The organism is Paracoccus sp. MA (genome assembly GCF_020990385.1).
Taxonomy (GTDB): Bacteria; Pseudomonadota; Alphaproteobacteria; order Rhodobacterales; family Rhodobacteraceae; genus Paracoccus.
Genome location: NZ_CP087597.1, coordinates 972163 through 984778, shown reverse-complemented (window position 1 = coordinate 984778; position 12616 = coordinate 972163). Strand labels below are relative to the sequence as shown.

The following is a 12616-nucleotide window of genomic DNA, read 5'->3' as shown; positions in this document are numbered from 1 at the left end:
TAGCAATCGCCGGGCCCGGCGGCAAGAGAAAGGGCGGCGCCCGCAGGGGTGCCGCCCGATGTGATTCGCAGCTGAAGCCGGCGATCAGGCCTCGGTGGCCTCGTCTTCGGCGGCTGCGGCTTCCTCGTTATCGGCCGAGCGCAGGCCCGAGGGCGCGGCGATGTTGGCGATGACGAAGTTGCGGTCGATGGTCGGCTTCACGCCGGCCGGCAGCACCACGTCGTTGATGTGGATGGTGTCGCCGATCTGCTTGCCGGTCAGGTCCACGGTGATCTGCTCGGGGATGTCCGAGGCGGTCACGACCAGCTCGACCTCGGGGCGCACCACGACCAGCGTGCCGCCGCGCTTGAGGCCGGGGGCGGCGTCGTGATTTTCAAAGTTCACGTGGATGAACAGGTTCACGCGGGTGTTGCGGTGCAGGCGCATGAAGTCGATATGCGTCGGCAGGTCCTTGACCACGTCGCGCTGGACGCCGCGGCAGACGACGCGCACGTCGTCCTGGCCCTCGACCTTCAGGTTCCACAGCGTGGACATGAAGCGGCCGGCGCGCAGTTTGGTCAGCAGCGAGTTGAACTCGATTTGGATCGGCTGCGGCTCCTTGCCGTCGCCATAAACGATGCCGGGCACCTTGCCTTCGCGGCGAGCTTGGCGGGCGGCCCCCTTGCCTGTCCCCGCGCGTGCCTCGGCCACCAGATCCGGGATCTCTTTGGCCATGATGGTATTCCTTTGCTAAGCGTTCGCGGCCATCCTCCAAGGGTGCATGGCCGAAGCCGCGCCTATAGCGCGACGTCATTCGGATGTGAAGCGAAAAAACAGTTGCATGCCGCGGGAAAAATGCTTGTCAGATAGTCCTCGCTGGTTGCAAAGCTTGCGCCAGTGGGGGTCGGGGTTTTCGCGTTGCATCGTATTCATTCGCTGGACTATCTCAAGCTGGGATTGGCGGTCCTGGTCGCCTTTGCGCATACCTACTGGTTGCAGACCAACATGACGCCGCGGCTGTTCATGATCGGCAACGGGCTGATGCGGGTCATGGTGCCGACCTTCTGCATCGTGGCGGGCTATTTCCTCTATTCGGCGGTGGCGCGCGGCAAGGGCGTCAAGTGGCTGTGGCGCGTCGCGGCGCTCTACCTGTTCTGGATGGCGGTCTATCTGCCCTTCTGGCTGGATCAGGTGCATGGGCTCGGCTCGCTGGTCAAGACCTTGGCCTGGGGCTATTTCCACCTGTGGTTCATGGCCGGCATCCTGGTCGCGGGCGCGGTGATCCTGCTTCTGCGCGGCTTTGCCCGCAAGCTGGCGCCGGCCTATGAATACCGCATCCTGCTGGCGGCGGTGGCGGTCTGCGCCGTGATCGGGCTGGTGCTGCAATATGTCGCCCTGTCCGGGGTCATGCAGATCGGCGTGAAGAAATTCTCGAACGGGCTGTTCATGTGCTTCCCCTTCGTGGCGATCGGCTATCTCTGCGGCCGCCGCGTGGCCCGGCTGGGGATGGAGGGGCTGCCGCCGCGCTGGCTGGTGCTGGCCTGCACCCTTGGCGGGGCCGGGCTGCTGATGATCGAGGCCTGGCTGGTCCAGGCCTGGCGCAGCGATCAGGTGATGCTGGACATCCCCGTCAGCGCCTATGTCGCGGCGCCGGCGCTGTTCATGGCGACGCTCGGCACCGCCATGCCTCCGCCGCCGATCCGGCTGGATCCGATCTCGGCCATGATCTATTTCATGCATGTGATGGCGCTGTTCCTGGCCAATGCTTTGGGGGTGCGGGACCTGGCCGGGCTCATGCTGTTCGGCGTCGGGCTGCCGACCCTCGCGGCGCTGCTGCTGGGCCGGCTGCCGATCCCCGGCTTCGGCAAGGACAAGCGGCAAAGGCAGGAGCATCATCCCGCCCGGCCCTGAACGGGCTCAGGCCCAGGGCTGCAGGAAATCCGGCGGCACCAGCAGGTTGTGGCGGCCGAGGGCCTTCACGTCCCGCTCGCCGCACAGCGCCATGGTGATGTCCAGCTCCTTGCGGATCACCTCGAGCGCCGCGGTCACGCCCGCCTCGCCCATGGCGCCCAGCCCGTAGACGAAGGCGCGGCCGATATGGGTGGCATGCGCCCCCATCGCCAGCGCCTTCAGCACGTCCTGGCCCGAGCGGATGCCGCTGTCGAGATGGATCTCGACCCGGTCGCCCACTGCCTTGACGATCTCGGGCAGCATGCGGATCGAGCTGACAGCGCCGTCCAGCTGCCGGCCGCCATGGTTGCTGACGATGATCGCATCGGCGCCGAAATCGGCGGCCATGCGGGCGTCCTCGGGATCGTTGATGCCCTTGAGGATCAGCTTGCCGCCCCAGAGGTCGCGGATGCGGGCGACCTTGCCCCAGTCGAGCTGCGGGTCGAACTGCTCGGCCGTCCAGGCGATCAGCGACGAGGGATCGCCCACGCCCTTGGCATGGCCGACGATATTGCCGAAGAAGCGGCGCTTCGTGCGCAGCATCTCGATGCCCCAGCGCCATTTCGTCGCCAGGTCCAGCAGCACCGGCAGGGTCAGCCGGGGGGGCGCCGACAGGCCGTTCTTCAGGTCCTTGTGGCGCTGGCCGAGGATCTGCAGGTCCAGCGTCAGCACCAGCGCCGAGCAATGGGCGCGCCGGGCCCGCTCGATGATCGCCTCAAGGAATTCCTGGTCGCGCATGACGTAGAGCTGGAACCAGAACGGCGCCTGCACCGCCTCGGCCACGTCCTCGATCGAGCAGATCGACATGGTGGACAGCGTGAAGGGCACGCCAAAGGCCTTCGCGGCGCGCGCCGCCTTGATCTCGCCATCGGCGCATTGCATGCCGGTCATGCCGACCGGGGCCAGGGCCACCGGCATGGCGACCCGTTCCCCGATCATCGTGCTTTCGGTGCTGCGCCCCGTCATGTCCACCGCGACGCGCTGGCGCAGCTTGATGCGCTGGAAATCCGTGCAGTTCTCGCGGAAGGTGCTCTCGCTATAGCTGCCGCTTTCGGCATAGTCGTAGAACATGCGCGGCACGCGCCGGCGATAGATGGCCTTGAGGTCGTCGATGCAGGTGATGACCGGCATGGGCTCTCCTTAATCCGGCGCGCAACCGGCGTCGCCCTCGGGGCAGTCGCCGGACAGGGATTGTTGCGACAGCGCCGTGGCGCGGGCGCGCAGCGCCTCGGCGCGGCGCCGCAACTCGGCGTCGTTGGCCACCGGCCCCGCGGCAGAGCGGCCCGCCAGCACCCGCCCGCGCGCGTCCAGCGCGCCGCCGACCGCCGTCGGGTCCTGGGCGGCGTCTGCGGCATGGCCGGGCAGGGCGGGCTCGGCCAGCAGCCGGTCGGTCGGCATCAGCGCGGGATAGTCGCCGCCGGCATCGCCGCAGCCGGCCAGCATCGCCAGCGCCAGCACGCCCCAGATCCGCCCCATGCCGTTCCCCCGCCTTTCCATGCGCCGGACCATAGGCCCAGGGCGGCGGCGGGGGCAAGATGCGGTCTTTACCTTGCCGCGGGTCGCCGCCTAGAAGGCGGCATGGCAAGGACCCAGGGCTCAAGGGCAGAGATCACCGGACCGCTGATCCGCGACACGGCGCGCAAGCTGTTCGCGCGCCACGGCTATGCGGCGGTCTCGATGCGGCAGATCGCGGCCGAGGTGGGGGTGCAGGTCGGCGCGCTTTACGCCTACACGCCCGACAAGCAGGCGCTGCTGGCCGACCTGCTGCGGGTGCATATGGAGGAACTGCTGGCCGCCTGGCGCGACGATCCCGCGCGCCCGGCGCTGGTCCGGCTGGAAACCTTCCTGCGCTTTCACATCCAGACCAGCCTGGAGCGTCCCGAGGCGGTGTTCCTGTCCTATATGGAGCTGCGCAACCTGACGCCCGAGAACCGCGCCGAGATCGCTGCCCTGCGCCGCCGCTACGAGGACGCGCTGGAGGCGATCCTGATCGCCGGCGAGGCCGAGGGCGCGATGACGGTGCCCGACACGCGGCTGGCCACCATGGCGCTGATCGCCATGCTGACAGGCGTCACCAACTGGTATCGCGAGGGCGGGCGGCTGGACCAGGAGCGGGTGGTCGCGGTCTATTGGGAACTGGTGCGCGGGGCCGTCGGTGCGAATCCCCTTTTCAACCGGCGGTCCTGATCCGATATAAGACGGCATGAGCCTGCCGCCCCAGTTCCTCGACGAAATCCGCGCCCGCGTGCCCTTGTCGCGGGTGATCGGCCGCAAGGTGGTCTGGGACCTGCGGCGCTCGAATCAGGCCAAGGGCGACTGGTGGGCGCCCTGTCCCTTCCACGGGGAAAAGACCGCCTCCTTCCATGTCGACGACCAGAAGGGCTTTTATTACTGCTTCGGCTGCCACGCGAAAGGCGACGCGCTGACCTTCCTGCGCGAGGCCGAGGGCATGGGCTTCCTGGAAGCAGTGGAACTGCTGGCCTCCGAGGCCGGCCTGCAGATGCCCGAGCGCGACCCGCGCCAGGTGCAGCGCGCCGACCGCCGCACGGAACTGGTCGAGGTGATGGAACAGGCGGTGCGCTGGTTCCGCCTGCAGCTGGGCATGGGCGTGGCCGAGCAGGCGCGCGCCTATCTGGCCCGCCGCGGGCTGGACGAGGCTGCCTGCGAACGCTTCGGCATCGGCTTTGCCCCGGACCAGCGCCAGGGCCTGTTCAACGCCCTGCGCGCCAAGGGCATCGCCGAGGCGCTGATCGTCGAGGCCGGGCTGGCGGCCAAGCCCGACGACGGCGGCGCGCCCTTCGACCGCTTCCGCGGCCGCATCACCTTCCCGATCCGCGACGGGCGCGGGCGCTGCATTGCCTTCGGCGGCCGGGCGATGGACCCGAACGCGCGGGCGAAATACCTGAACTCTCCCGAGACGCCGCTCTTCGACAAGGGCCGCAACCTCTACAATATCGGCCCGGCGCGGGCGGCGGTGGCCAAGGGCAAGCCGCTGGTGGTGGCCGAGGGCTACATGGACGTGATCGCCCTGGTCCGCGCCGGGTTCGAGGGCGCGGTGGCGCCGCTGGGCACCGCCATCACCGAGGACCAGCTGCGGCTGATGTGGCGCATCTCGCCCGAGCCTGTGATCGCGCTCGATGGCGACGAGGCGGGGCTGCGCGCGGCGATGCGGCTGATCGACCTGGCGCTGCCGATGACCGGGCCGGGGCAGGCGCTGCGCTTTGCCTTCCTGCCGCAGGGGCTGGACCCCGACGACCTGATCCGCGCCCGCGGCGCCGGCGCCATGGCGGCGGTGCTGGACGAGGCGCGGCCGCTGGTCGACCTGCTCTGGCGGCGCGAGACCGAGGGCCGGGTCTTCGACAGCCCCGAACGCCGCGCGGCGCTGGACAAGGCGCTTGGCGAGGCGGTGGCGAAGATCCCCGACAAGGACACCCGCGACCATTATCATGCGGTGCTGCGCAACCTGAAATGGCAGCTCTTCGGCAACCGCCGCCGCGATGCCGCCCCGGCGCGCCCGCCGCGCGAGGGCTGGCAGGGGCAGGCGCGCAATCCGCGCTTCCAGCCCGTCGCGCCGGCGGCGCCGACGCGCGCCTCGCGCCTGTCCTCGCCCGAAGCCGGCGAGCATGAGGCGGAACGGCTGATCGAGGCCATGGTGCTGGCGATCTGCGCCACCTATCCCGGCCTGATCGCCCCGGTCGAATCGCGGCTGGAACGGCTGGAGCCGCAGGATGCCGACCGGGCGGCGCTGATCCACGACCTGCTTTCCGGCACCCAGTCGCAGGCGGGGCAGCGCGCCCTTGAAAGCATCATGGCCGACCCCCATGTGAGGGCGGCTCCGGCCATCCTGCGCCCGCATGACGGCGATGCCGCGGCGGGCATCCTGGCCAACGCCCTTGACCGGATCGAGGCCCGCCGTGCCGCGCGCGAGGAAATCGCCCGCGCCGAGGCCGAGATCGAGGGGCTGGCGGATGAGGGGCTGACCTGGCGCATGGCGCAATCCGCCCGCGCCCGGCAGCAGGCCGATCACCCGTCGCTGGCCGATCTGTCGGATCTGGGCGAGGACAGCGACAGCTACAGGGCCATCCTGGACGCGGCCCTGAAGAACGAGATCTGGCGCAAGCCGCGCCGCTGACAGGCGCGAATCGCCGGCGCCGAATCACCTTGGCCGGGGCCGGGCCGCGGGCTTTGAATCCCCCCGCGATTCGGATAGAACCGGCCGATAGCCGATCCCGATTCGCTGATTCGCGAATCACCGCTTCAAGGGAGCCAGCATGGCAGCCAACGACGACGACCAGAAGCCCGACACCAAGGACGACGATCATTCGCTGGACATGTCGCAGGCTGCGGTCAAGCGCATGATCGCCGAAGGGCGTGAGCGCGGCTTCATCACCTATGACCAGCTCAATGCCGTCCTGCCGCCCGAACAGGTCAGCTCGGATCAGATCGAGGACGTGATGTCCATGCTGTCCGAAATGGACATCCGCGTGGTCGAGACCGACGAGGAGGCCGAGGAGGCCGAGCAGGGCGGCGAGCTGGCCACCACCGGCTCGGGCTCGCGCGAGATCGCCGTCGCCACCGCCGAGACCGAGAAGCTGGACCGCACCGACGACCCGGTGCGCATGTATCTGCGCGAGATGGGTTCGGTCGAGCTTCTGTCGCGCGAGGGCGAGATCGCCATCGCCAAGCGCATCGAGGCCGGCCGCAACACCATGATCGCCGGGCTTTGCGAAAGCCCGCTGACCTTCAAGGCCATCACCATGTGGCGCCAGGAGCTTCTGGACGAGGACATCCTGCTGCGCGACGTGATCGACCTCGAAACCACCTTCGGCCGCTCGATGGACGAGGAGGGCGAGGAAGAGGAGGTGCTGCCGACCGACACCCGCCCGGCCGCCAATTCCGGCGGCGCGCCCCGCGAAGAGGAAGAACTGGACGCCGACGGCAATCCGATGGGCCGGGGCGAGGACGACGAGGATGACGACGACGGCCAGAACCTGTCGCTGGCCGCGATGGAAGCCTCGCTGAAGCCCAAGGTGCTGGAGACGCTGGAGGCGATCGCCCGGGGCTACGAAGAGCTGGCGCATATGCAGGACAACCGCATGTCCGCCACGCTGAACGAGGACGGCACCTTCTCGGCCGCGCAGGAGAACGCCTATCAGGAACTGCGCTCGCGCATCGTGGCGCTGGTGAACGAGCTGCACCTGCACAACAACCGCATCGAGGCGCTGGTCGATCAGATCTACGGCATCAACCGCCGCATCGTCACCATCGATTCCAACATGGTGAAGCTGGCCGATGCCGCCCGCATCAACCGCCGCGAATTCATCGACGCCTATCGCGGCAGCGAGCTCGACCCGACCTGGGTCGACCGGATGATGGAGCACAAGGGCCGCGGCTGGCAGGCGCTGTTCGAGAAGTCCCGCAGCCAGGTGGAAAACCTGCGCGCCGAGATGGCCATGGTCGGCCAGCATGTCGGCGTCGATATCGAGGAATTCCGCCGCATCGTCAGCCAAGTTCAGCGCGGCGAGAAGGAATCGCGCCAGGCCAAGAAGGAAATGGTCGAGGCGAACCTGCGGCTGGTGATCTCGATCGCCAAGAAATACACGAACAGGGGCCTGCAATTCCTTGATCTTATTCAGGAAGGCAATATCGGCCTGATGAAGGCCGTGGACAAGTTCGAGTATCGCCGCGGCTACAAGTTCTCGACCTATGCCACCTGGTGGATCCGCCAGGCCATTACCCGCTCCATCGCCGACCAGGCCCGCACCATCCGCATCCCGGTGCACATGATCGAGACGATCAACAAGCTGGTGCGCACCGGCCGCCAGATGCTGCACGAGATCGGTCGCGAACCCACGCCCGAGGAACTGGCCGAAAAGCTGCAGATGCCGCTGGAAAAGGTCCGCAAGGTGATGAAGATCGCCAAGGAGCCGATCTCGCTCGAAACCCCCATCGGGGACGAGGAGGACAGCCAACTCGGCGATTTCATCGAGGACAAGAATGCCGTCCTGCCGCTGGACAGCGCCATTCAGGAAAACCTGAAGGAGACCACCACGCGGGTGCTGGCATCGCTGACGCCGCGCGAGGAGCGGGTGCTGCGCATGCGCTTCGGCATCGGCATGAACACCGACCACACGCTGGAAGAGGTCGGCCAGCAGTTCAGCGTCACGCGCGAGCGTATCCGCCAGATCGAGGCCAAGGCGCTGCGCAAGCTCAAGCATCCCAGCCGGTCGCGCAAGCTGCGGTCCTTCCTGGACCAGTAACCGCCGGGATCAGGGAAAAGGCCGCGCCCTCGGGCGCGGCCTTTTCATGTCGCGCTCAGCCGTGCTTCTCGATCCAGTCCGCGAAGGCATCGACGAAGCCTTGCAGGAATTTCGCGGTCTTTTCGTCGGCGACGCTTCCATCGGCGGCATAGGCTTCGGCATGCCACTGGATATAGGCCTCGGGCATGCTCATCATCACCGTGCCGACATGGAGCAGGTCGTTCTTCAGCCGCGCCTGCGCCAGCGCCGCGCCGATCACCCCGGGCGAGGTGCCGGTCACGGCCGCGGGCTTGCCCTTCCACGAGTTCTGGCCATAGGGCCGGGTGCCCCAATCGATGGCGTTCTTGATCACGCCGGGATAGCTGCGGTTGTATTCCGGCGTGATCGCCAGCACCGCGTCGGAATGCTCGACACGGTCCTTGATCCGCAGCACCGATTCGGGCGGCGCGGCCCAGAGATCCTCGTCGTAATGCGGCAGATCGCCGATATGCAGCAGGTGGAACTGCAACCGGCCCTCGGCCAGTTTCTGCAATGCCTTCATCAGCCTGTGGTTGAGCGATTCCTTGCGGAGCGAGCCCACCATGACGGCGACGGTCTTGACCATGCCGGTTCTCCTCTTGCGGTTTTCCGGCGCAGGCTAGGGGCGCGATCCGGGCAAGGAAAGAGGGCGGCGCGCTTGCATTCTGGGGGGAAAAGGTGAACAGTGACGGCCAAGCGGCGCATGACCGCGGACCGGAAAGGCGCAAGGGCCGATGGGCGAGGCGGAAAACATGCAGGCATGGTTGGCGGATGCGGGCAATCTGCGATTGTTGCTGATCGCGGCGCTGGCGGCCTTGGCCTGCTGCCTCGTTGCGCTGTGGCGAACGCGGCGTTCGGCAGAAACGGCCGCCACGCTGGCCCGGGGGCGCGAGGCCGAATTGCAGGCGCGTCTTGAGGCCGAGGCGGCCGAGCTGCACGGCCAGCGGCTTGCCGTCGGCCGGCTGGAGACGCGGGCGGAATCGCAGGCGCTGCGGTTGCAGGAGCTGATCGAGGAGCGCGACGGGCTGACCGATGCGCTGCATCGCGAACGCCAGCAGGTCTCGCGCCTCGAACGCGAGCTGGCCGAGACCCGGCTCGCAGCACAGAAGGACCGCGAGGCGGCCGAGCGCGACATTGCCACCCTGCGCGAGCTGCGCGAGGAGATGACCGGACAGTTCCGCCTGCTGGCCAACGAGACGCTGAAATCCCAGGGCAGCGAGATGCAGAAGGCGCATGGCGAGCAGCTTTCGGCGCTGCTGACCCCGTTCCGCGATCAGGTGCACCGCTTCCAGACCGAGCTGCAGGCCCGCAACAAGGCCACCGACGAGGAGCGCGCCCGGCTGCGCGAGCAGATCGAATACCTGCACAAGCGGTCCGAGGACATCTCGCGCGAGGCGGTGGCGCTGACCCGGGCGCTGAAGGGCGACAGCCAGAAGCGCGGCGCCTGGGGCGAGATGATCCTGGAACGCATCCTGGAGGATTCCGGCCTGATCGCCGGCACGCATTACGACACGCAGTCGAGCCATCGCGACGCCGACGGCAAGCTGTGGCGGCCCGACGTGATTGTGAAGATGCCTCAGAAGAAGCTTCTGGTGATCGACAGCAAGGTCTCGCTGAACGCCTATGAAGAGGCGGTGAATGCCGAGGACATGCCGACCCGCGACGCCGCGCTGCGCCGGCATGTCGCCTCGGTCCGCGCCCATGTCGCCGGGCTGGCGGCCAAGGGCTATCAGGCGATCGACGAGGGCTCGGTCGATTACGTGCTGATGTTCATTCCCGTCGAAGGCGCGTTTTCCGAGGCGCTGCGCGTCGATCCCGACCTGGCGCGGCATGCGATGGAGAACCGGGTGGGGCTGGCGACGCCGACCACGCTGATGCTGACGCTGCGCACCGTCGACCACATCTGGACGGTCGAGCGGCGCGAATCGAACGCCATGCAGATCGCCGCCCGCGCCGGCCAGCTTTACGACAAGCTGCACGGCTTCGTCTCGGCCGTCGAGGATGTCGGCACCGCGCTGGAGCGGGCGCAGAAAAGCCATGCCACCGCCATGGACCGGCTGACGCGCGGCCCGGGCAATGTGATCCGCCAGGCCGAGATGCTGCGCGAACTGGGCGCGCGCACGCAGAAGCGCATCGGCCTGGACCATGACGGCGCCGCGCTGCTGGAAGCGCCCGGCGAGGCGGCGGAATGAGCGCGACCCGCTTCGCCATCCAGACCCGCGGCCCGGCCTGCCACGACTTCACCGCCGAGGTCGCCGGCTGGCTGCGCGGCATCGGCGCGGTGGACGGGGTGGTGACGCTGTTCGTGCGCCATACCTCCTGCTCGCTGCTGGTGCAGGAAAACGCCGACCCGGATGTGCAGCGCGATCTGCTGGCCTGGCTCGACCGCATCGCGCCTCCGGCCGATCATCCCGCGATGCATTACCTGACGCATCGGGCCGAGGGGCCGGACGACATGCCGGCGCATCTCAAGGCGGCGATCCTGCCGGTCAGCCTGCAGATCCCGGTCGCGCATGGCCGGATGGAACTGGGCAGCTGGCAGGGCATCTATCTGGTCGAGCATCGGGCACGCCCGCATCGCCGCGAGGTGGCGGCGCATTTCCAGGCGGCCTGAGGCCGGCTCGCCGCGCCGCAGGAAAACCCTTTTCCTCGCGGCGCGGATATGGAAACCTGCCACCCCAAGCGACAGGGATTCACAGGGCGGGGCATGGCGTCAGGAAACCGATCTCAGACGGCTCAGGGCCTGACCCTGATCGCGCCGCCGCTGGCCTATGCCGTGCTGGTGCTGGCGGCGCCGCTGCTGACCATCCTGGCCTATTCCTTCTTCAAGGACGGCTACCTGACGGTGATCCGCGAATTCACGCTGGAGAACTACCGCGCCGTCTGGGCCGATCCGATCTTTCACCGCATCATGCTGCGCTCGCTGGTGGTGGCGGCGCTGGTCACGCTGGCGACGGTGGTGCTGGCCTTTCCGGTGGCCTATTTCCTGTCCTTCGCCGTCGCGCCGCAGAAAAAGGCCATGTGGCTGTTTCTGATCACCATCCCGTTCTGGACCAGCTACCTGATCCGGGTTTTCCTGTGGAAGGTGATCCTGGGCTATAACGGCGTCATCAATTCTGGCCTCAAGACGCTGGGCATCATCGAGCAGCCGCTGACCTTCATCCTCTACAACGTGAATTCGATGGTCATCACGCTGGCCCATGCCTATGCGCCCTTCGCCATCCTGCCGATCTTCATCGCGCTGGAAAAGATCGACCGCTCGCTTCTGGAGGCCGGGCGCGACCTGGGCGAAAGCCGCGCCATGACCTTCTGGCGCGTCACCCTGCCGCTGGCCATGCCCGGCGTGGTGGCGGCGGCGCTGATCGTCTTCATCCCGACCATCGGCGATTATGTCACCCCGGCGCTGATCGGCGGCGGCAAGATCCCGATGATCGCCAATATGATCCAGGCGCAGATGCTCGACCTCGACAACCGGCCGATGGGCTCGGCGCTGGCGGTGACCGCCATGCTGATCGTGGCGGTCATCAGCCTGGTCTTCATCGCCCTGAACCGCCGCTTCCTGAAGGTGCGGCAATGAAGGGCGGGGGGCTGCGCGCCTATGCGCTGATCTATCTGCTGTTCCTTTACGCGCCGATCCTGCTTCTGCCGATCTTTGCCTTCAATTCCGGCACGATCATCGCCTTTCCGCTGCGGGGCTTCACCACGGAATGGTTCGCGCAGATGTGGGGCAACGCCTCGCTGCGCCGGGCGCTGACCAATTCGCTGACCATCGCCGTCAGCGCCTCGATCCTGGCGACCTGCCTTGGCATCTTCGCCGCGCGCGCCTCGACCCGGTTCGAGTTTCCGGGCAAGGGGCCGATCATGGGGCTGATCATGCTGCCCCTGGTGCTGCCCGAGATCATCGTCTCGATCTCGCTTCTGGTGGTGCTCCTGTCGCTGGGGGTCAAGCTCAGCATCCTGACGGTGATCATCGGCCATACGCTGATCTGCATGCCCTATGCGACGGTGATCCTGTCCACCGCCTTCAACTCGCTCGACCGGTCGCTGGAGGAGGCGGCCTATGACCTGGGCGAGACGCGGATCAGCGCCTTCCGGCTGGTGATCCTGCCGCTGGTCATGCCGGGCATCATCTCGTCGCTGCTGATGAGCTTCACCATCAGCCTCGACGAGTTCATCATCGCCTTCTTCCTGGCCGGGAACGAGCCGACGCTGCCCACCTATATCTTCAGCCAGCTGCGCTTTCCCAAGCAGATCCCGATGATCATGGCGCTGGGGACGGTGCTGGTGGTCATGTCGATCCTGCTTCTGACCGTCGCCGAATATTTCCGCCGCCGCGGCATCGCGAAAACCGGCGCCAAGGATACCGGAGGTTTCCTGTGACGACCCCAAACCCGGGCCCGAAAACCACC

The 12616-nt window shown here is 67.5% G+C and carries 12 protein-coding genes; 8 read left to right on the top strand and 4 right to left on the bottom strand.

The annotated features are described in order from the left end of the window. Positions 1–84: 84 nt before the first annotated feature. Positions 85–714, bottom strand: coding sequence for a 50S ribosomal protein L25/general stress protein Ctc (locus LOS78_RS04800; RefSeq protein WP_028711230.1), 630 nt, complete (start codon positions 712–714; stop codon positions 85–87). Positions 715–897: 183 nt separating this feature from the next. On the opposite strand from LOS78_RS04800, the gene LOS78_RS04795 reads away from it, so the two are divergent. After that, complete coding sequence (locus LOS78_RS04795; protein WP_230375839.1) at positions 898–1890, top strand: acyltransferase; 993 nt, start codon at positions 898–900, stop codon at positions 1888–1890. A 6-nt stretch (positions 1891–1896) separates the two neighbouring features. Here LOS78_RS04795 and LOS78_RS04790 read toward each other — a convergent pair whose 3' ends face one another. Together LOS78_RS04790 and LOS78_RS04785 are read right to left on the bottom strand one after the other, a co-directional pair. After that, positions 1897–3060: an alpha-hydroxy acid oxidase gene (locus LOS78_RS04790; protein WP_230375836.1), complete on the bottom strand. Its 1164-nt coding sequence runs from the start codon at positions 3058–3060 to the stop codon at positions 1897–1899. A gap of 9 nt (positions 3061–3069) precedes the next feature. Continuing rightward, on the bottom strand, positions 3070–3426 hold the full coding sequence (locus LOS78_RS04785) for a hypothetical protein (protein ID WP_230375835.1): 357 nt from the start codon (positions 3424–3426) through the stop codon (positions 3070–3072). A gap of 81 nt (positions 3427–3507) precedes the next feature. Between LOS78_RS04785 and LOS78_RS04780 the strand changes: the two genes are divergently transcribed. The 3 genes from LOS78_RS04780 to rpoD all read left to right on the top strand — a co-directional run bounded on the left by LOS78_RS04780 (position 3508) and on the right by rpoD (position 8189). Then, entirely contained in the window at positions 3508–4116 is a 609-nt protein-coding gene (locus LOS78_RS04780) for a TetR/AcrR family transcriptional regulator (RefSeq protein WP_230375833.1), read from the top strand. A gap of 16 nt (positions 4117–4132) precedes the next feature. Next, positions 4133–6061: a DNA primase gene (gene dnaG / locus LOS78_RS04775; protein ID WP_230375832.1), complete on the top strand. Its 1929-nt coding sequence runs from the start codon at positions 4133–4135 to the stop codon at positions 6059–6061. 139 nt (positions 6062–6200) lie between these two features. Further along, positions 6201–8189 carry an RNA polymerase sigma factor RpoD gene (gene rpoD / locus LOS78_RS04770; protein ID WP_028711224.1) on the top strand — a complete coding sequence of 663 codons (1989 nt, stop codon included), beginning with the start codon at positions 6201–6203 and terminating at the stop codon, positions 8187–8189. Between the two features lie 55 nt (positions 8190–8244). Here the strand turns inward: rpoD and LOS78_RS04765 are convergent, their stop codons facing one another. Further along, entirely contained in the window at positions 8245–8793 is a 549-nt protein-coding gene (locus LOS78_RS04765; protein WP_230375831.1) for an NADPH-dependent FMN reductase, read from the bottom strand. 166 nt (positions 8794–8959) lie between these two features. On the opposite strand from LOS78_RS04765, the gene rmuC reads away from it, so the two are divergent. The 4 genes from rmuC to LOS78_RS04745 all read left to right on the top strand — a co-directional run bounded on the left by rmuC (position 8960) and on the right by LOS78_RS04745 (position 12587). Then, complete coding sequence (gene rmuC, locus LOS78_RS04760) at positions 8960–10399, top strand: DNA recombination protein RmuC (RefSeq protein WP_230375830.1); 1440 nt, start codon at positions 8960–8962, stop codon at positions 10397–10399. Continuing rightward, complete coding sequence (locus LOS78_RS04755; protein WP_230375827.1) at positions 10396–10821, top strand: secondary thiamine-phosphate synthase enzyme YjbQ; 426 nt, start codon at positions 10396–10398, stop codon at positions 10819–10821. The genes rmuC and LOS78_RS04755 overlap by 4 nt, the downstream gene beginning before the upstream one ends. Before the next feature lie 93 nt (positions 10822–10914). Next, on the top strand, positions 10915–11784 hold the full coding sequence (locus tag LOS78_RS04750) for an ABC transporter permease (protein WP_028711220.1): 870 nt from the start codon (positions 10915–10917) through the stop codon (positions 11782–11784). Beyond that, entirely contained in the window at positions 11781–12587 is an 807-nt protein-coding gene (locus LOS78_RS04745; RefSeq protein ID WP_230375824.1) for an ABC transporter permease, read from the top strand. Before LOS78_RS04750 ends, LOS78_RS04745 begins: the two co-directional genes overlap by 4 nt. The last annotated feature ends 29 nt before the right edge of the window (positions 12588–12616 follow it).

Excerpts from the sequence above, each read along its gene's own strand:
- LOS78_RS04745 (WP_230375824.1), top strand. The coding sequence starts at position 11,781 with ATGAAGGGCGGGGGGCTGCGCGCCTATGCGCTGATCTATCTGCTGTTC.
- LOS78_RS04800 (WP_028711230.1), bottom strand. The coding sequence starts at position 714 with ATGGCCAAAGAGATCCCGGATCTGGTGGCCGAGGCACGCGCGGGGACA.
- LOS78_RS04780 (WP_230375833.1), top strand. The coding sequence starts at position 3,508 with ATGGCAAGGACCCAGGGCTCAAGGGCAGAGATCACCGGACCGCTGATC.
- rmuC (WP_230375830.1), top strand. The coding sequence starts at position 8,960 with ATGCAGGCATGGTTGGCGGATGCGGGCAATCTGCGATTGTTGCTGATC.
- LOS78_RS04765 (WP_230375831.1), bottom strand. The coding sequence starts at position 8,793 with ATGGTCAAGACCGTCGCCGTCATGGTGGGCTCGCTCCGCAAGGAATCG.
- LOS78_RS04750 (WP_028711220.1), top strand. The coding sequence starts at position 10,915 with ATGGCGTCAGGAAACCGATCTCAGACGGCTCAGGGCCTGACCCTGATC.
- LOS78_RS04785 (WP_230375835.1), bottom strand. The coding sequence starts at position 3,426 with ATGGAAAGGCGGGGGAACGGCATGGGGCGGATCTGGGGCGTGCTGGCG.
- LOS78_RS04755 (WP_230375827.1), top strand. The coding sequence starts at position 10,396 with ATGAGCGCGACCCGCTTCGCCATCCAGACCCGCGGCCCGGCCTGCCAC.
- rpoD (WP_028711224.1), top strand. The coding sequence starts at position 6,201 with ATGGCAGCCAACGACGACGACCAGAAGCCCGACACCAAGGACGACGAT.
- dnaG (WP_230375832.1), top strand. The coding sequence starts at position 4,133 with ATGAGCCTGCCGCCCCAGTTCCTCGACGAAATCCGCGCCCGCGTGCCC.
- LOS78_RS04790 (WP_230375836.1), bottom strand. The coding sequence starts at position 3,060 with ATGCCGGTCATCACCTGCATCGACGACCTCAAGGCCATCTATCGCCGG.